Below are 16,769 nucleotides of genomic sequence, written 5' to 3'. Positions count from 1 at the left end.
GAGCCAATTACTTTTAACACTAAGCAATTTCACACCCAAACAAAAGAACCAATTGAAGCCAACCTAGAAAGGTTAAATTTAACTCATTGATTTTTATTGGTTATTTTCATTCATAAAAATCCATTAAATCACGATAAAAACGCCTATAACAGACAGGGTCGCCACAGTAGCGATGCACTTTCAGCACATTTCATTAATGATTAAAAGGCGTTAGCAGCAGGCGAAAAGAGAGAGTGGGGACGACTGCGCCCATCGGAGCGATGAATGGCCCATTCATTACATAACTAATCATTTTAATGTCACGCATTCTGGATATTGCTTCAGGCATCTTCAGCCATGTCGGTTCAGCGCTCTTCTCTTTGCGGCAACAGGGCACAAAAAAGCCCCCGGCTGTCGCAAGGGGCTCTTCATGGCATCAGAGGGCTCAGCGCCGCTGCCAGGTCTCGAAACAGTAGGGGTGGGGGTTCTTCTCGTCAGGCTGATGTAACTCGCGCTCGATGCAGGACCAGTCGCCCTCGTCGAAGGCCGGGAAACGGGTATCCCCCTCCACCGCCAGATCGATGCGGGTCAGATAGAGCCTGTCGGCCCGTGGCAGCAGCTGGCCGTAGAGATGCCCCCCCCCGATCACCATCAGCTCCGCGACGTCACTATCCGCCAGCAGGGCCAGTGCGGCCTCCACCGAGTCGATAACCTCCACGCCGTCGGCCCGGTAGTCGGGATTGCGGCTGATCACCAGATTGCGACGGCCTGGCAGCGGCCGTCCGATGGACTCGAAGGTCTTGCGCCCCATCAGCACCGGCTTGCCCAGGGTGACCCGCTTGAAGTGGGCCAGATCCGCCGGCAGGTGCCAGGGCATCTGGTTGTCCAGGCCGATCACCCTGTCCTGGGCCATGGCGGCAATCATGGAAATCATCATGGGGTCAACCTCTCGCACCGTCGTCAGATAATGGGGCGGTTACGGTACACGACCAGAGAGGGGATCGCCAAACCGAAACTCAGGGCCCCCACGATAAAGAGCGCCTTGAGGCCGTTCTCCACCGCGCTCTGAAGCAGCTCCATGGTCACCCCGGAGATATTGAGCTCCACGATGGCGATCATGGTCTTGAACGCATAGCTGCCCGGGATCATGGGGATGATGGAGGCAACGCTGAACACCGGGCGCGGTGCCAGCAGGCGGCGCGACCAGTAGACACAGACAAAGCCGACCGTGGTCGCCGCTGCCAGGGTGGCCCACTCGATGGGCATGCCGTAGTGGATGAGCAGGGTACGCAGGCTGTGGGCCAAGGCGCCCCCCATGGCGCAATATTTGAGCATCCGTGGCGGCACGTTGAACAGCATGGCAAAGCCCACCGCCGGAATGGCCGACCAGAAGGCATCCTTGGCCAGCAGCCAGAGCAGTTCCATCATACCTTCCCCCCCCAGATACCGGTCACCGACATGGCGAGCATGATCCCGATATGGTTCCACGCGCTGATGGATAGCCGGTTTGCCCCGATCAACAGGGTCGATACAACGTCAAAGATCTTCATACTTTCCACCCCCAGATGCCGGTCACCGACATGGCGAGAATGATCCCTATGGCTGCGCTGATGGTCAGCAGTGTCGCCGTGCCCCAGCGGGCCAGCCCCATGTTGAAGTAACCCTTCACCATGTCGGAGACCGCATTGATGAGCGGGAACCCCGGCACCAGCAGCAACACGCTGGCGGCCATGGCGAGATAGGGTTGTTCGCCCCAGCCGAAGAAGGTGGCGCTGGAGGCGAGCAGGGTGGCGATGAAACCGGTGGCGGCAAAGTTGATGAGGGGACTGTGGTGATGGCGGGCAATGAGCTGGCGCACCCGCATGGCGACCGAGGCCGAGCAGCAGGTCACCAGGAAGATGGGCCAGTCACCGCCAAACAGCAGGCTGAAGGCACCGCAGGAGAGCCCCACCATGGGCACCACCAGCCAGGGGTGATAGTGGAACGGCGTGATGGCCTCGAGGCGCTGACGTACCTCGCGCGCGCCGATAAGCGACTTTTCCGTCATGATGCAGATGCGCTGGATTTCGCACACCACCTGCATGTTGATGCCGTGCTCCCGCACCCGGCGGGTGGTGGTGACGCAACTGCCCTGGTAGAGGCTGGTGAGGACGATGGCGCTGGAAGAGATGGCCATCTCGACGCTCTCCAGCCCGAGCGCCATGCCCAGGCGGACCGTGGTCTGCTCGATGATGCGGCTCTCCGCCCCAAACTGGGCCAGCATCTGGCCCGCCTTGACGATGATCCGGGTGATCTCCGTCTGCTGCTCTCGCGACAGCACCCTTCCTGGTGTGATGCTTCTCATGATCCCTTTGAGTCATAGCAAGATGAAATGTGTCTGGATATTACCCCAAAATAAATACACCTTCATCCATCTCTATCGGACTGCGGGCACTGGTCACTATTATTCAGCCGCCAGGGGAATATTTGCAGCAAATAAAAAACAATTCACCCAACTTGCTTAACAACTTGTTTGAGAAGGGGTGAAACAAATTAATAAATACCCTGTTTTTTTATATCTTGAACAGGGCCGTGAATTATTTCCGTTTCAGATAACTGGAAAACGCTATCACATTATCCGGCGGCGGGGGCTCTGCCATTTCCTGACAAGATTCATTCTGCAGATCCAGAATGTGCTGGCGCATGGCGTAGACGGAGTCATGCATCATGTTGGCTATCCGGATGCAGCTGTCGAGGTTGTTTCTTGCCAGGCGGCGCTGGCAGTCGATGCGAAATTGCAGACCTCGCAACCGACGTTGCCGCTCTGGCCCCACCTGGGCGATCAGGGTCTCTATCTGCTGGTGCAGCAGCGCGTCGAGTCGCTCCGGCTCGGCCAGCGCCCAGTACTTCAGGGTATCGAAATCAGGCAGCTCCATATACCCTCCTGGCCGGACCTCGCCCATGGAATGGAACGACGCCGGGCACATCACTATTTCACTGTCCCTATGGAAGGTTATATAGGATGGTGGCGATTTTGGGTCATTCACCGCCGAGCCACAGGAGTCCGGTTTTTGGCACGAATTGCGCATTGTTGGCGGAAAAAATCATTTATTCCTTATGATTCATGAAATTAACCGAATCCGGCCTGCGTCAGTTTTTTTATAAAATTTCAGCACCATTTTTCTCGGCCTTATGCCTTATTAACGGACTTTTCTCAAAATTGTTTTTCATTCGACTCTCCCCCTGGCTCGACGCCCTCCCCTTGCCTCATCCTGCGGTTTAACATATCTCACTGATTATGTTATTTTATTTACCACTTTATTGCGGCAACCAAGGGCAGACCATGAGCAAGGCAAGAATCGGTATCGTCACCGTCAGCGATCGCGCCAGTGCAGGCATCTACGAAGATCTCTCCGGCAAGGCCATCATCGACACCCTGAACGCCTACCTGACCTCGGAATGGGAGCCCGTCTATCAGGTGATCCCCGACGAACAGGATCAGATTGAGGCGACCCTGGTTCGGCTGGTGGACGAGGAGCAGTGCTGCCTTGTCGTGACCACGGGGGGCACAGGGCCGGCCAGGCGTGATGTGACCCCGGAGGCCACCGAGGCGGTGTGCGATCGCATGATGCCGGGCTTTGGCGAGCTGATGCGGGCCGAGTCCCTCAAGTTCGTGCCGACCGCCATCCTGTCGCGCCAGACCGCCGGCCTGCGCGGCAGCTCGCTCATCGTCAACCTGCCGGGCAAGCCCAAATCGATCCGCGAGTGCCTGGATGCGGTCTTCCCCGCCATCCCCTACTGCATCGACCTGATGGAAGGGCCCTATCTCGAGTGCGACGAGGCCATCATCAAACCGTTCCGCCCGAAGAAATAAGCACTGGGCGGGGATTTCCCCCGCCCTTTGCTCATTTGCGCCCGTACACCTTGACCCCCGCCCTGCTCCCTTCCGAATTGCCGTACACCTCGATGCGCTTGAGGCAGAGCCGGCTGCCGAGGGATTGCCACCCCGACTCCTGATCCTCTCTCAACACCTGGTCGAAATAGAGGGTCTTGCTGCGATCGTTGCCGTAGAACACCTTGACCCGCTCCAGGGTCAACTCCCGCCCTGCCTTGACCATGATGGATTTGGTCGGCCGGCAGGCGAGCATGGGAATGATGGCGGGATGATCGCCGACCCCGAGCAGAATGGTCTGCCCCAAGCGGATATCCTCGTCGGCCATGGCCGGGGGAACAGCAGCCCCCAGCAGCGCCATGGGTACGCAGATGCGCAACGCGCGGGCAAGAGTGGACGAGGAGTGAAGGGAAAACAGCGCTGACATGATGCCTCCTGAAAAAAGGAGTCATGATAAGGACCCGATGCCAGACCCAAGCTGTACTGGCCCTGTACCAGGGGCCATGACAATGGCCGGAAGCCCGTGCGGGTAACGGGGGCCTGGGCCCCCGTTACCCCTGCCGGACGCGCTAACCGCCCCACATGGCCGACAGCCGCGACTCCATGGCCTCTTCCTGCTCATCCGGCAGCTCGGTGAAGAAGTCGAGCCCGGTCTGCTCCTCCACCTCATCCACCGTCACCACATAGTCCGCCAGCCTGCTGGCCGAGACGTTCTCTTGCGGCAGGATGAAGGCGATGGCCCGCTTGCCCGCCAGATCCATCACCACCCGGTAGTAGGCGTGGGGCACGGTCACGCCGTTGCCGATGGCGCCATCGGAGTGGGTGAAGATGGGGCCGGTGATCACCTGCACGCTCTTGTAGGTGATGGCCCACTGCCGGGTCTTCTCCTCCAGGATGCGCCAGGCCCCCTGGTTGAGCGCCGGCAGTTGCGGGGTCATGTTGGTGAGCAGGAAGCTCTGCTTCATGGTGTTGGTGGTGGAGCGCATGTCCGCCGCCGGTGCCTGGTGGCCGCGGTCATAGCCCGAGCCCTTGTAGTCCGACAGGGTGGCGCGAAACTGCACCGGCACCTCCTTGTCCTCGGCGAAGGCATCCTTGCGCGGCACCTGGCCCTGGGCGCTGGCGGCCGTCATCCGGTAAGAGACCCAGTCAGAGACCTTGGTGTCGTAGTTGTACCCGGCGGCATAGCCCTCCCGGCACAACAGCTGACTGGATTGACCGGGTACCCCCAGGGTGACGTGCTCCCCGCACTGGAATCCCGCCGCCAGGCTCGGGAAGGTGGTGAGAGTGAATCCGATAGCCAGAACTAATTTATTGATATTATTCATTATTATGCCACTCCTTGTGTTAGGCGGAGTGATTTGACACCAGGTCGGATGAGCAAGGCAATCGCACAAATAGCGAGCAATCCGGAAATGTGAAGAGGACGGCAAAACCGCAAACAAGGCGCCGCCAACCGGGGGATTGTCATCCCGCCGTCACTGTGCTGAGGGGGGAATTTCTCCTGCACTATCAGAGGGATAAGGGGTCAACACCGAGGCACTCTGTCAGCACAGCGCCCGGCTCCCGCCACGCACGCCCCTGACCGGGTCAGGGAATATCGAACAAATCCCAGCGAAATAAGGGATCCTCAAGCCCGATAATTAGTCCGCGCTTGTTTGCTCGAGATCAAACGGAGCCATGAAAAGCCCTCTAGAATCAGCCCGTCATCTATTTGGGGCGCCATGAAAGGGGGCCGTTCATTGCGAAAATGCCCGCAGGATTTCTCCTCCATGAATAAGCGGGCCCCGTTGCCGGAATACATCATGGCGCCGCATCATGCCACGCTTCAAATAACGATGACGACAGACCTTTCATAACAATTAATCCGGTCTGGCACCGCGTACCCTGCGTTTCCAACGATGCCATTGATGAGGCCTTCCTGCCGGAAGGCCAGGAATGGCCGTGCTTTTCAATCAGGATAAGGATGCATGATGAAAAAGTCCCTGCTGGCTGGCGCCCTGCTGCTCTGCCCTGCCGCCTTTGCCGCCACCACACACTGGGAATACAGCGGCGAGGCCGGCCCGGCGAAATGGGCCAGCCTGACCCCGGAATATGGCCAGTGTGCCGGCAGCAACCAGTCGCCGGTCAACCTCTCGGGTCTGGTGAAGGCCGATCTGGCCCCCCTGCAGTTCCACTATCAGGCGGGTGGCAAGACGCTGGTCAACAACGGCCACACGGTGCAGGTCAACTATGCCCCCGGCAGCACCCTTGAGCTCGACGGCATGCACTTCGAGCTCAAGCAGTTCCACTTCCACGCCCCCAGCGAAAACCTCATCGAAGGCAGGTCCTACCCCCTGGAGGGTCACCTGGTCCATGCCAATGACAAGGGGGAGCTGGCGGTGGTCGCCGTGATGTTCGAGCCGGGCCAGGCCAATGGGGCCCTGAGCCAGGCCTGGCAGGTGTTGCCAGCCAAGGCGGGGGAGATCCATGCCTTCAAGGAACCCATCTCGGCAGAGCAACTGCTGCCCGCCCAGCACGACTACTACCGCTTCAGCGGGTCCCTGACCACCCCACCCTGCTCGGAAGGAGTGCGCTGGCTGGTGATGAAGGAGCCGGTCCAGGCCAGCCAGGCCCAGATCGATGCCTTCAAGGCGGTGATGCACCACCCCAACAACCGCCCCGTCCAACCTCTCAACGGGCGACTGGTGCTGGAATAAGGGGGTTATCTCACCGATTCGCGCAATAAAAAGAGGGCCTGTTGGCCCTCTTTTGCATCTTTCGCAAAGGTATTTACAGGCTGGCAGCGATGCGCGCCCCCAGGGCGGCGTTGTTCAGCACCAGCTGGATATTCGCCGCCAGGGAGTTGCCACCGGTCAGCTCGCACACCCGGGCCAGCAGGAAGGGGGTGGACGCCTTGCCCTTCACCCCCTGCTCGTCCGCCTCTCGCAGTGCCTGGGCAATGGCGGCGTCGATGTCGGCCTTGGGCATGGCAAACTGGGTCGGGATCGGGTTGGCCACCACGGCGCCCCCCGCCAGCCCCAGCTCCCACTTCAGACGCAGTGCCTCGGCGATGGCCGCCGGGCTCTCCAGGCGATAATCCACCTTGAAGCCGCTCTCGCGGGTGTAGAAGGCGGGCAGCTCCTCGGTCTGGTAGCCGATCACCGGCACCCCCTGGGTCTCCAGGTACTCCAGGGTCAGACCGATGTCGAGGATCGACTTGGCACCGGCGCAGACCACGGCCACCGGGGTCTGGGCAAATTCCTGCAGATCCGCCGAGATGTCGAAGGTCTCCTGGGCGCCGCGATGCACGCCGCCGATGCCGCCGGTGGCGAACACCCGGATCCCGGCCATGGCGGCCACTATCATGGTGGAGGCCACCGTGGTCGCCCCCAACCCCTTGTTGGCCAGCACGAAGGGGATGTCGCGGCGGCTGCACTTGGTGGCGGCGTGGCCGGCCCGGCCCAGCGCCTCCAGGGCCCCCGCATCCAGACCCACCTTGAGGCGGCCATCGATGATGGCGATGGTGGCCGGCACGGCGCCGTTGTCCCGCACCACCTGCTCCACCTGGCGCGCCGTCTCCACGTTCTGCGGATAGGGCATGCCGTGGGAGATGATGGTGGACTCCAGGGCCACCACCGGCTTGCCGGCGGCCAGCGCGGCGGCAACTTCAGGTTGGATATCGAGGTAAGCGTTCAACATGGGTACTCCTCCAGCATGCGTTCAACAGCGGCCTTGGATAGGCCGGAAAAGACGGTATCGGAACAATTGACGGTGAGGGCGGCGCAACCGAGGGCGAACCGGGTTGTCTCCATGATGCCCTGATCCAGCAACCAGGCGTGGGCCAGCCCTGCCATGAAGGCATCGCCGCCGCCGGTCACGTTGACGACCGGGCTGCCGAGCACGGGCAGATGGCCCTGGCAGGCCCCGTCGCTATAGAAGATCCCCTGATCGCCTAGGCTCAGGAAGAGCCGCTGCACCCCGGCGCGGTGGAACCAGGCCGCCGCCATGGGCCAGGTGTCGGGCCCGCCGATGGTGAAGCCGCACAGCTGCTCCGCCTCGGTGCGATTGGGTTTGAGGGTGTGGATGCGGTGCAGCCAGGGGCGGATCTTCTCCACCTTGGCCACCGACACTGTGTCCACGAAGATGATGTGCTCACCCTGGCGCTCGAACAGCCAGTCCAGGGTGTGGGTGGCGAGGTTGGTGTCGAGCACCCAGAGCCGGGCCGCACCGAGAAAACCGCTCAGGGGGGTAAGCCGGGCCGGGGTGAGCTGCTCGATGATCCCCATGTCGTTGACGGCGCAGCTCATCTCGCCGCTGCCATCGTGCAGGCTGAGGTAGCAGGAGGTCGATTGACCTTCCAGCACCAGCACCTGGCGCACGTCGACCCCGGCGCGCTGGCTCACCTCCAGCAGGTGGTGGCCGTATTGATCGTTGCCCACCGCAGTCAGCAGCCGGGTGTCGGTGCCAAGGCGCGCCAGGTTCTCGGCGATGTTGCGCCCTACCCCGCCGGCGGAGGTGCGTACCCGGCCCGGGTTGGAATCCCCGATGCGCAGGTTGTCGTGGCTGCAGCCACAGATATCCATGTTGGCGCCGCCGATCACCACGGCGTAGGGGCCTTCGCGCAGCACATAGCCGCGCCCCTGCACATAGCCCTGGCGCATCAGGCTGGAGATGTGGCTCGCCAGCGCGGAGCGGCTGATGCCGAGCCTGTCCGCCAGCTCCTGCTGGGCAATCATGGGATCCTGGCGCAGCAGGGCGAGGATCTCTTGCTCACGTTCCGTCATAGACAAACATCCAGTTGCAAACGTTTGTCCATTATTTCCGAAAAACGTTTTCCCGCCATCCTCTCGTACAAGAAATGTCGGGTCGCGCACAAAAAATCACCGGGCAGTGCCCGGCGATCACAACATGGTTTTCAGATGGGCCACTCACCCCAGCTGTACCCAGACCTCGCTCCCCTCCAGCCGCACCGGCCAGCAGGCGACGCTCAGGGCAGGATCGTCCAGACAGCGACCGTCCATCAGGGCGTAGCGCTGCTTGTAGAGGGGGGAAGCCACCACGGGTTCCCCCCCCGCATCCCCCACCAGACCACGCCCCAGCACTGCGACACCGGCCAGGGGGTCCACCCCGTCCAGGGCATAGACAAGCTCCCCGAGGCGAAACAGCGCCAGTACCCGCCCCTCCAGCCAGGCGCTGCGCCCGGCCTGCTCCGGCAGCGCCGCCAGCTCGCATACCCGGTGCCACTGCCCGCAGAGCTGTGCATCGTCCTTGTCATCCTTCATACCACCTCCTTGATACTGATGGCGGGCGTGCAACCCGTTGCCCCCGCTCATACCACCTCCTTGACAGCGATATCCGGCACCCATTGCCCCCGCTCCTCACGGCGCGGCGGCGTCTCGTCCTCGGGCCGGTTGACGAAGGCCTCGAACAACTTGAGCTTGTCCGGATCCGCCAATGTGCTCTTCCACTCGCACTGCCAGGTGCCGACTATCCCCTCCATCATGGCCTCCAGCTCGGCACCGATGCCGAGCCTGTCCTCGATGATCACCGACCTGAGATAGTCGAGCCCCCCTTCCATGTTCTCCATCCAGACCGAGGTGCGTTGCAGCCTGTCCCCGGTGCGCACGTAGAACATCAGCAGCCGGTCGATGTAACGGATCAGGGTCTGCTCGTCGAGATCCGTGGCGAACAGGTCGGCGTGGCGCGGCCGCATGCCGCCGTTGCCGCACACATAGAGGTTCCAGCCCCGCTCGGTGGCGATGACGCCGATGTCCTTGCTCTGGGCCTCGGCGCACTCCCGGGTGCAGCCGGAGACCGCAAACTTCAGCTTGTGTGGCGCCCGCAGCCCCTTGTAGCGGTGCTCCAGGGTCTGGGTCAGGGTCATGGAGTCCTGCACCCCGTAACGACACCAGGTGGAGCCCACACAGGACTTCACGGTGCGCACCGACTTGCCGTAGGCCTGACCGGTCTCGAAGCCCGCCGCCACCAGCTCGCCCCAGATGGCGGGCAGCTGGTCGACCCGGGCGCCGAAGAGATCGATGCGCTGGCCGCCGGTGATCTTGGTGTAGAGGCCGTACTTGCGCGCCACTTCGCCGATGGTGATGAGCCCCTCCGGGGTGATCTCCCCCCCCGGGATACGCGGCACCACTGAATAGGTGCCGTCCTTTTGCAGGTTGGCGAGGAAGGCGTCGTTGGTATCCTGCAACGCGCGGTGGGGCTTCTCCAGCACGTGCTCGTTCCAGAGGGACGCCAGGATGGAGGCCACCGTCGGCTTGCAGATGTCGCACCCCAGCCCCTGGCCGTGCTTGTCCCGCAGCGCCTCGAAGCTCTTCAGCTCGCCGACCCGGGCCAGGTGATAGAGCTCCTGACGGCCGTAGGCGAAGTGCTCGCACAACCCCTTGTCCGCCTCGACGCCAAGATCCGCCAGGGTCTGATCCACCACTTGCTTGAGCAGGTTGCTGCAACCGCCGCAACCCGTGCCGGCCTTGGTGCAGCTCTTCACCGCCGACAGCTCGTGATTGCCCGCCCGAACGGCGGCCACCACGTCCCCCTTGCTGACGTTGTGGCAGGAGCAGAGGATGGCGCTGTCCGGCAGCACCAGGGGCGCGGGGGCGGCCCCGACCTCCCCCACCAGCAGGGAGAGCGGCGGCTGGGGCAGCGCCACCCCGTTCTGGTAGTACTGCAGCAGCCGCTCATAATCGGCCCCGTCCCCCACCAGGATGGCGCCGAGCAGGCGGTTGCCCTCGCCGTCGGTCACCAGCTTCTTGTAGATGCCGTTGACCCTGTCCAGCAGCAGCAGCTCCTGGGCGCCGGCGGTGGCGGCGTGGGCGTCGCCGATGGAGCCCACGTCCACCCCCATCAGCTTGAGCTTGGTGGACATGTCGGCCCCGATAAAGCGGCTCTCGCCGCCGCACAGGCTGGCCACGGCGGCCCGGGCCATCTGGTAGCCGGGGGCCACCAGGCCGAAGATGCGCCCCTGCCAGAGCGCGCACTCGCCGATGGCGAGGATGGCGGGATCCGAGCTGTGGCAGCCGTCGTCGATGCAGATGCCGCCGCGCTCCCCGACCTCCAGCCCGGATTGCCGGGCCAGGGTGTCGGCGGGTCGAATACCGGCCGAGAACAGCAGCACGTCGGTCTCAATGTGAGTGCCGTCCTTGAAGCGCAGGCGATGACGGGCCTGCTCCCCCTGCTCGATGCACTCGGTGGCTTTCTCCACCAGCACCTCGACCCCGAGGGCCTGGATCTTGTCCCGCAGCACGGCGCCGCCGCTCTCGTCGAGCTGTACCGGCATCAGCCTTGGGGCGAACTCCACCACCTGGGTCTTGAGGCCGAGCAGGCGCAGGGCGTTGGCCGCCTCCAGCCCCAGCAGGCCGCCACCGATGACCACGCCGCTGCGGGCCTGGGCGCAGGCATCGCGGATGGCGGCGAGATCTCCCAGGGTGCGATAGACGAAACAGCCCTCCCGCTGATGGCCGGGGATGGGGGGTACGAAGGGGACAGAGCCGGTCGCCAGCACCAGACGGTCGTAAGGGAATTGCTCGCCGTTGGCCAGCGTCAGGGTGCGGGTGGCCCGGTCGAGCACCTCCACCTCGGCCCCCAGCCGCAGCGCAATGCCGCTCTCTTCATACCAGGCGGGGTCGGCCATGCGCAGGGCCTGGGGCGCCTTGCCGCCGAATACCTCGGACAGATGCACCCTGTCGTAGGCGGGGTCCGGCTCGGCGCCAAACACCGTCACCTCGAACCGGCTCAGGCCACCGGCCGCCACCAGCTGTTCGACGAAGTGGTGACCCACCATGCCGTTGCCCACCACCAGCAGGCGTTGCTTTGCGGTCTGTTCGGCGGAACCACTGTTCTGGCAACCGAGCAGGCCCATGCCGTCCTCTGTCACCCACTGTTGCTCTTTGTCAGTCATGTCTCTCTTCCTTGAATCCGGCGGGCTCAGGCGCGCAGCTTGCTGCGCACCTGCCCGGCTGCCTTGAGGGGGGTCACCTTGCGCTGCTTCTCGTAGAGGAAGCGCAGCACCTGCTGGCGCAGCTTGTGGTAGTGGGGATCGTCCGCCAGGGCGACCCTGTCTCTGGGCCTTGGCAGGTCGACGGTCAGGATCTCACCGACCGTGGCGCTGGGGCCGTTGGTCATCATGACGATGCGATCGGAGAGCAGCACCGCCTCGTCCACGTCGTGGGTGATCATGATGACGGTGTTGCCAAGCTCCGCCTGGATCGCCATCAGAGCATCCTGCAGATGGGCCCGGGTCAGGGCATCGAGGGCGCCGAACGGCTCGTCCATCAGCAGCACCTTGGGGGAGAGCGAGAGGGCGCGGGCGATGCCGACCCGCTGCTTCATCCCCCCCGACAGCTCGTGGGGCATCTTCTGGCTGGCGTGATCCATCTGCACCAGGGAGAGGTAGTAGTCCACCCGCTCCGCCACCGCCCGCTTGTCAGACTCCACCTGGGCCACCGCCAGCGCCACGTTCTGCTGGACGCTGAGCCAGGGCAGCAGGGCGTGGTTCTGGAACACCATGGCCCGCTCGGGCCCCGGCCCCGCCACCTCGCGGCCATCGAGGATGATGCCCCCCAGAGTCGGCTCCAGCAGCCCGGCCACCAGGTTGAGCACCGTGCTCTTGCCGCAGCCCGAGTGGCCGATGAGGGAGACGAACTCCCCCTTCTCGATGCGCAGGTTGACCCGGCTCAAGGCCTCGAAGCTGCCCTGCTCCGTCTCGAACGAGATGCCGACGTCGCTTATCTCCAGATAACTCTTCATTGGCTCTTCTCCTGCCTGAATAGGAATGTGATTAACGCAGCACCTGGCGCTTGTCCCAGGACAACCACTGCTGCAGGGCCAGCATGCCCCTGTCCAGGGCACAGCCGATGAGGCCTATGGTGATCACCGCCACCATGATGCGGGCCAGAGACGCAGAGCCGCCGCTCTGGAACTCGTCCCAGACGAACTTGCCGAGCCCCGGGTTCTGGGCCAGCATCTCCGCCGCGATCAGCACCATCCAGGCCACCCCCAGGGAGAGCCGCAGCCCGGTGAAGATCATGGGCAGGGCCCCGGGCAGCACGATGCGCCGCACATGGGTCACAAAGGAGAGGCGCAGCACCCGGCTGACGTTGTGCAGATCCCCATCCAGCCCCGCCACACCCACCGCCGTGTTGATCAGGGTCGGCCAGAGGGAGCAGAGGGTCACCGTCAGGGCAGAGGTGAGGAAGGACTTGGCAAGCCAGGGGGCGGGATTGGCGTAGAGGGCGCTCACCACTAGCGTGATGAGGGGCAGCCAGGCCAGCGGCGACACCGGCTTGAGCAGCTGGATCACCGGGTTGGCGGCGCGATAGAGCCCCTGGTTCATGCCGAGCAGCACCCCGCACGGAATGGCGATCAGGGTCGCCAGCGCGAAGCCGCACAGCACGGTGAGCAGGCTGGTGGCTATCTGATCGAAGAAGGTGGGACGTCCTGTGTAGGGACGCAGCTTCACCTCGGCCGCCGGATCCGCCGCCAGCATTGCCGCATTGCGCACCTGCTGGCGTTCGAGGAAGGCCGCCGCCTTCTCCCGCTCCTGCAGATGCTCCTGACCGAGGGACCAGAGCTGGCTGGCGGTGGCGAGCGGCCCCGGCAGGGTGCCCAGACTGGTCTGCACCTGGCTCGCCCCCCACTGCCAGAGGCCGAGGAAGAGCAGCACGCCGAGCAGGGGCTGCACCATGATTTTCCAGTTGATGGCTTTTAAATGGATGAGGGGCCATGTGTGTCGTTTCATCGGGATCTCCTTGCTCATTGCACCCGCTCATCGCCCTTGAGGCCGATGGCGAACTGTTGCAGGTAGGCGTTGGGGTGGCGGCCGTCGTAGATGAGGCCGTCGATGAAGCCATCCTGGGGGCCGCGATAGCCCTGCTCGCTGGCAAAGTCGGGGAAGTCACTGGCCTTGAGCTTGCCCTCGGCGATCAGCGCCTCGGCGGCCTGGCGATAGACGTCCGGTTGATAGACGGCCTTGGCCACCTGCTCGAACCAGGCGTCCGGCTTGGCCTCGGGGATCTGGCCCCAGCGCCGCATCTGGGTCAGATACCAGATGGCGTCGGAGTAGTAGGGATAGGTGGCGTGGTGGCGGAAGAAGACGTTGAAGTCCGGCACCTGGCGCTTGTCCCCCCTGGCGTACTCGAAGGTGCCGGTCATGGAGCTGGCGATCACCTGCTCGTCCGCCCCCACGTACTCGGGTTTGGCCAGCAGCTTGGCCGCCGCGCGCCGGTTGCCGTTGTCGTCTGCATCCAGCCACCAGGCCGCCCGCAGCAGCGCCTTCACCAGCCGCACATGGGTGTTGGGGTGACGTTCGGCCCACTGCCGGGTGACGCCGAACACCTTCTCCGGGTTGTTGCGCCAGATCTCGTTATCCGTGATGACGGGCACCCCTATGCCCCTGGCGACCGCCTGCTGGTTCCAGGGCTCCCCCACGCTGTAGCCGGCGATGGTCCCCGCCTCCAGGGTGGCGGGCATCTGGGGGGGGGGCGTCACCGACAGCAGCACGTCCGCCTGGCGTTGGCCCGAGTTGTCGCCGAGCCGGGGCGCATAGAAACCGGGGTGCAGGCCGCCTGCCGCCAGCCAGTACCTCAGCTCGTAGTTGTGGGGGGAGACGGGGAAGACCATCCCCATGTTGAAGGGCTTGCCCCCCTGGCGATAGTCCGCCACCACGGGCTTGAGGGCGGCGGCACTCACCGGGGGCGGCACCTGGCCCGCCTGCGGCCTGGGCAACTGGGGCGCCATGGCGGCCCAGACGCTGTTGGCCACCGTGATGGCGTTGCCGTTGAGATCCATGGCAAAGGCCGTCACCAGCTCGGCCTGGGTGCCGATGCCGATGTGGGCCGCCAGGGGCTGGCCCGCCAGCATCTGGGCGCCGTCCAGCTCGCCGTCTATCACCCGATCCAGCAGGATCTTCCAGTTCGCCTGGGCTTCGAGGGTGACGTAAAGTCCCTCATCCTCGAAATAGCCACGCTCGTAGGCCACCGCCAGCGGCGCCATGTCGGTCAGCTTGATGAAGCCGAGCCTGAGCTCCTCCTGCTCCGGGGCTCCCAGTGCCAGCACCGGCAGCGACAGCGCCGCCAGCAGCAGCCCCGCACATCCTTGTCGTCCGTTCATTGCATCTCCTCCCTCGGTTCCGGGTCAGGGCCATGGCGCCAGGCTGCCTGGAATCGCAGTGCCACCTCGTTGCAGCGCTGCGACCCAAGGTGCGTCGCGACCAAAAAAAAAGCCCCGCCGATCCGGGATCGGCGGGGCTTCTTTGCCCTGTTGCGGGTGAGTGACCTGACCGGCCCCTCACTGCGCATCGTTACTTCATTGCTATCGTGTTTTTGTTATTCACTTTCCGTGCCAGCTCGTCCAGGGTGCATCAGGCGGCCCTTTGCGGCCTGTGGTGCCCAGATCCTCCCTCAAATTTGCCTCAATTAGGCGCAGTTGCACCAAAACGGTTGGCCACGGGAGCGCTCAGGCGGGCAAAGCCTGCAGCAGTTGCCGCGCCAGCTCCCCCAGGCTCAGGTGACGGCTCATGGCGGTGCTGCGCATCAGGCGATAGGCCTCATCCTCGTCCAGCCCCTGATGGCGCATCAAGCGTCCCTTGGCTTGCTCGATGAGCCGCCTATCCTCCAGCTTCTGGCGCAGCTCGCTCTCGGTCTGCATCAGGGCCTGCACCATGGCGAGCTGACTGCGGGCCAGGCGCAGCCACTGCTCCACCGGCTCACGCTCGCCGCAAGGGTGGGGCACCAGCAACACCCCCTGCTGCAATAGGGCGAGCTGGGTATCACCCCCCAGCCGCTCGCAGAACAAGAGGCGCGGCATGTCGGGCCAAAGGGAGAGGCCAAGGCGTACCTCGGCGCTGAACTGGCGGCAACTGACGAGCAGGGCATCCCCCCTCTGCGTCGGCGTCAGCAACTGGCGGGTATCGAGGATCCCGGGCTGATGGCCGTAGTGACTGACCAGCAGGGCCAGGCGGTTCGCCTGGCCCGGGTCATCGGCGTGGATCAACAGCCGGGAAGCGGGGCCGTCCTGGCCCCGGGTGGAAAAAGTGGTCATGGCGCTCCTTGCCGGCGACGATCGCGTTCTGTCTGGCGAAAATACCGCAACATGAAGGCCAACTCTTTGAATCTACCTCCTTTTTATCTATCAGGAGGTAGTGGGGGTAGAGGGAAAATCGCCCCTCAGGCGACCCGTTCCAGGGCCTCCGTCAGCAGCCCCTGCAGCTCGGCGCGCAGCCGCACCACCTCCCCCATGATGATCAGCACCGGGCTCTGGCCCAGCAGGGCACGGGCGGCCTGCTCCAGGCCATCTAGCGTGGCCTCGTGCACCTGCTGGCGGGGGCTGCAGCCAGCCACCACCAGGGCCACCGGCAGCGCGCCCGGGGCCCCCGCCCTCAACATCCCTTCCCGAATGCGGGCCGCCCGCTCCAGCCCCATGTAGAACACCAGGGTGTGGCCCGCCCGGGTCAGCCCCTGCCAGCCCTGATAGTCGCGCTCGTCCATCAGGTGCCCCGTCACCAGGGTCAGGGAGCGGGCCAGCCCCCTGTGGGTCAGGGGAATGAAGCTGCTGGCGGCGCAGCCCAGGGCCGCCGTGATCCCCGGCACCAGCTCGGCCTCGATGCCGTGCCGGGCCAGGTGCAGCGCCTCCTCGCCACCGCGCCCGAACACCAGGGGATCCCCTCCCTTGAGGCGCACCACCCGCTTGCCCGTGCGGGCCAGGGCCAGCAGCAGGGCGTTGATCTCCTCCTGGGTCGGGCTCGGCTCACCGCAGCGCTTGCCCACGTCGAAGCGGGCCGCCCCGTGGGGAATGCGGGCCAGGATCTCGCTCCCCACCAGGCGGTCATAGACCACGACCTCTGCCGCCTCCAGACGGTGCAGGGCGCGCAGGGTCAACAATTCGAGGGGCCCGGGGCCCGCTCCCACCAGACTGATTTGGCTCATCTCAG

18 protein-coding genes are annotated in these 16,769 nt (G+C 64.1%); 2 read left to right on the top strand and 16 right to left on the bottom strand.

Going from position 1 to position 16,769, the window contains the following annotated elements; genetic code table 11:
- Positions 1–424: 424 nt before the first annotated feature.
- The 5 genes from folA to AB5Y64_RS07440 form a co-directional block, all read right to left on the bottom strand.
- The gene (folA, locus tag AB5Y64_RS07460) at positions 425–916 is read right to left on the bottom strand and encodes a type 3 dihydrofolate reductase (RefSeq protein ID WP_039040330.1); all 492 of its coding nucleotides are present in this window, start codon (positions 914–916) and stop codon (positions 425–427) included.
- 23 nt (positions 917–939) lie between these two features.
- On the bottom strand, positions 940–1,407 hold the full coding sequence (locus tag AB5Y64_RS07455; protein WP_010675437.1) for a threonine/serine exporter family protein: 468 nt from the start codon (positions 1,405–1,407) through the stop codon (positions 940–942).
- Complete coding sequence (locus AB5Y64_RS07450; RefSeq protein WP_368203581.1) at positions 1,404–1,529, bottom strand: hypothetical protein; 126 nt, start codon at positions 1,527–1,529, stop codon at positions 1,404–1,406. The genes AB5Y64_RS07455 and AB5Y64_RS07450 overlap by 4 nt, the downstream gene beginning before the upstream one ends.
- Complete coding sequence (locus tag AB5Y64_RS07445) at positions 1,526–2,323, bottom strand: threonine/serine exporter ThrE family protein (protein ID WP_042014428.1); 798 nt, start codon at positions 2,321–2,323, stop codon at positions 1,526–1,528. The genes AB5Y64_RS07450 and AB5Y64_RS07445 overlap by 4 nt, the downstream gene beginning before the upstream one ends.
- A 232-nt stretch (positions 2,324–2,555) precedes the next feature.
- The gene (locus AB5Y64_RS07440) at positions 2,556–2,894 is read right to left on the bottom strand and encodes a DUF3135 domain-containing protein (RefSeq protein ID WP_039040331.1); all 339 of its coding nucleotides are present in this window, start codon (positions 2,892–2,894) and stop codon (positions 2,556–2,558) included.
- Positions 2,895–3,301: 407 nt separating this feature from the next.
- Here AB5Y64_RS07440 and mog point away from each other — a divergent pair, with 407 nt between their 5' ends.
- Positions 3,302–3,832 (top strand): molybdopterin adenylyltransferase, encoded by a 531-nt coding sequence (gene mog, locus AB5Y64_RS07435; protein WP_039040332.1) that lies wholly within the window; start codon positions 3,302–3,304, stop codon positions 3,830–3,832.
- Positions 3,833–3,863: 31 nt separating this feature from the next.
- On the opposite strand, the gene AB5Y64_RS07430 is transcribed toward mog, so the two are convergent.
- Both AB5Y64_RS07430 and AB5Y64_RS07425 read right to left on the bottom strand, forming a co-directional pair.
- Positions 3,864–4,211 (bottom strand): DUF2541 family protein, encoded by a 348-nt coding sequence (locus tag AB5Y64_RS07430; RefSeq protein WP_080770024.1) that lies wholly within the window; start codon positions 4,209–4,211, stop codon positions 3,864–3,866.
- A 208-nt stretch (positions 4,212–4,419) separates the two neighbouring features.
- Positions 4,420–5,175, bottom strand: a complete 756-nt coding sequence (locus AB5Y64_RS07425) for a DNA/RNA non-specific endonuclease (protein WP_039040334.1) — start codon at positions 5,173–5,175, stop codon at positions 4,420–4,422.
- Positions 5,176–5,820: 645 nt separating this feature from the next.
- Between AB5Y64_RS07425 and AB5Y64_RS07420 the strand changes: the two genes are divergently transcribed.
- A complete protein-coding gene (locus AB5Y64_RS07420) occupies positions 5,821–6,546 on the top strand; it encodes a carbonic anhydrase (RefSeq protein ID WP_039040335.1) in 726 nt (241 codons plus the stop codon).
- Between the two features lie 73 nt (positions 6,547–6,619).
- On the opposite strand, the gene AB5Y64_RS07415 is transcribed toward AB5Y64_RS07420, so the two are convergent.
- The 9 genes from AB5Y64_RS07415 to cobA all read right to left on the bottom strand — a co-directional run bounded on the left by AB5Y64_RS07415 (position 6,620) and on the right by cobA (position 16,764).
- On the bottom strand, positions 6,620–7,528 hold the full coding sequence (locus AB5Y64_RS07415) for a pseudouridine-5'-phosphate glycosidase (RefSeq protein WP_039040336.1): 909 nt from the start codon (positions 7,526–7,528) through the stop codon (positions 6,620–6,622).
- Positions 7,522–8,613: a PfkB family carbohydrate kinase gene (locus AB5Y64_RS07410; protein ID WP_039040337.1), complete on the bottom strand. Its 1,092-nt coding sequence runs from the start codon at positions 8,611–8,613 to the stop codon at positions 7,522–7,524. The genes AB5Y64_RS07415 and AB5Y64_RS07410 overlap by 7 nt, the downstream gene beginning before the upstream one ends.
- A gap of 144 nt (positions 8,614–8,757) precedes the next feature.
- Complete coding sequence (gene nirD / locus AB5Y64_RS07405) at positions 8,758–9,162, bottom strand: nitrite reductase small subunit NirD (protein WP_234704028.1); 405 nt, start codon at positions 9,160–9,162, stop codon at positions 8,758–8,760.
- Positions 9,159–11,741: a nitrite reductase large subunit NirB gene (nirB, locus tag AB5Y64_RS07400; RefSeq protein WP_039040338.1), complete on the bottom strand. Its 2,583-nt coding sequence runs from the start codon at positions 11,739–11,741 to the stop codon at positions 9,159–9,161. Before nirB ends, nirD begins: the two co-directional genes overlap by 4 nt.
- Before the next feature lie 26 nt (positions 11,742–11,767).
- A complete protein-coding gene (locus AB5Y64_RS07395) occupies positions 11,768–12,589 on the bottom strand; it encodes an ABC transporter ATP-binding protein (protein WP_010675449.1) in 822 nt (273 codons plus the stop codon).
- A gap of 31 nt (positions 12,590–12,620) precedes the next feature.
- Positions 12,621–13,580, bottom strand: a complete 960-nt coding sequence (locus AB5Y64_RS07390) for an ABC transporter permease (RefSeq protein ID WP_052258857.1) — start codon at positions 13,578–13,580, stop codon at positions 12,621–12,623.
- Positions 13,581–13,594: 14 nt separating this feature from the next.
- A complete protein-coding gene (locus AB5Y64_RS07385) occupies positions 13,595–14,950 on the bottom strand; it encodes a CmpA/NrtA family ABC transporter substrate-binding protein (protein ID WP_039040339.1) in 1,356 nt (451 codons plus the stop codon).
- A 345-nt stretch (positions 14,951–15,295) separates the two neighbouring features.
- Positions 15,296–15,880 (bottom strand): ANTAR domain-containing response regulator, encoded by a 585-nt coding sequence (locus AB5Y64_RS07380; protein ID WP_010675452.1) that lies wholly within the window; start codon positions 15,878–15,880, stop codon positions 15,296–15,298.
- 125 nt (positions 15,881–16,005) lie between these two features.
- Positions 16,006–16,764 (bottom strand): uroporphyrinogen-III C-methyltransferase, encoded by a 759-nt coding sequence (gene cobA / locus AB5Y64_RS07375; protein WP_010675453.1) that lies wholly within the window; start codon positions 16,762–16,764, stop codon positions 16,006–16,008.
- Positions 16,765–16,769 lie beyond the last annotated feature (5 nt).

Source organism: Aeromonas sp. R5-1 (assembly GCF_040908265.1).
GTDB lineage: Bacteria > Pseudomonadota > Gammaproteobacteria > Enterobacterales > Aeromonadaceae > Aeromonas > Aeromonas caviae.
The sequence above is the reverse complement of the archived record's forward strand: the minus strand, read 5'-3'. Positions and strand labels throughout refer to the sequence as shown.

Excerpts from the sequence above, each read along its gene's own strand:
- folA (WP_039040330.1), bottom strand. The coding sequence starts at position 916 with ATGATGATTTCCATGATTGCCGCCATGGCCCAGGACAGGGTGATCGGC.
- AB5Y64_RS07455 (WP_010675437.1), bottom strand. The coding sequence starts at position 1,407 with ATGATGGAACTGCTCTGGCTGCTGGCCAAGGATGCCTTCTGGTCGGCC.
- AB5Y64_RS07450 (WP_368203581.1), bottom strand. The coding sequence starts at position 1,529 with ATGAAGATCTTTGACGTTGTATCGACCCTGTTGATCGGGGCAAACCGG.
- AB5Y64_RS07445 (WP_042014428.1), bottom strand. The coding sequence starts at position 2,323 with ATGAGAAGCATCACACCAGGAAGGGTGCTGTCGCGAGAGCAGCAGACG.
- AB5Y64_RS07440 (WP_039040331.1), bottom strand. The coding sequence starts at position 2,894 with ATGGAGCTGCCTGATTTCGATACCCTGAAGTACTGGGCGCTGGCCGAG.
- mog (WP_039040332.1), top strand. The coding sequence starts at position 3,302 with ATGAGCAAGGCAAGAATCGGTATCGTCACCGTCAGCGATCGCGCCAGT.
- AB5Y64_RS07430 (WP_080770024.1), bottom strand. The coding sequence starts at position 4,211 with ATGGCGCTGCTGGGGGCTGCTGTTCCCCCGGCCATGGCCGACGAGGAT.
- AB5Y64_RS07425 (WP_039040334.1), bottom strand. The coding sequence starts at position 5,175 with ATGAATAATATCAATAAATTAGTTCTGGCTATCGGATTCACTCTCACC.
- AB5Y64_RS07420 (WP_039040335.1), top strand. The coding sequence starts at position 5,821 with ATGAAAAAGTCCCTGCTGGCTGGCGCCCTGCTGCTCTGCCCTGCCGCC.
- AB5Y64_RS07415 (WP_039040336.1), bottom strand. The coding sequence starts at position 7,528 with ATGTTGAACGCTTACCTCGATATCCAACCTGAAGTTGCCGCCGCGCTG.
- AB5Y64_RS07410 (WP_039040337.1), bottom strand. The coding sequence starts at position 8,613 with ATGACGGAACGTGAGCAAGAGATCCTCGCCCTGCTGCGCCAGGATCCC.
- nirD (WP_234704028.1), bottom strand. The coding sequence starts at position 9,162 with ATGAGCGGGGGCAACGGGTTGCACGCCCGCCATCAGTATCAAGGAGGT.
- nirB (WP_039040338.1), bottom strand. The coding sequence starts at position 11,741 with ATGACTGACAAAGAGCAACAGTGGGTGACAGAGGACGGCATGGGCCTG.
- AB5Y64_RS07395 (WP_010675449.1), bottom strand. The coding sequence starts at position 12,589 with ATGAAGAGTTATCTGGAGATAAGCGACGTCGGCATCTCGTTCGAGACG.
- AB5Y64_RS07390 (WP_052258857.1), bottom strand. The coding sequence starts at position 13,580 with ATGAAACGACACACATGGCCCCTCATCCATTTAAAAGCCATCAACTGG.
- AB5Y64_RS07385 (WP_039040339.1), bottom strand. The coding sequence starts at position 14,950 with ATGAACGGACGACAAGGATGTGCGGGGCTGCTGCTGGCGGCGCTGTCG.
- AB5Y64_RS07380 (WP_010675452.1), bottom strand. The coding sequence starts at position 15,880 with ATGACCACTTTTTCCACCCGGGGCCAGGACGGCCCCGCTTCCCGGCTG.
- cobA (WP_010675453.1), bottom strand. The coding sequence starts at position 16,764 with ATGAGCCAAATCAGTCTGGTGGGAGCGGGCCCCGGGCCCCTCGAATTG.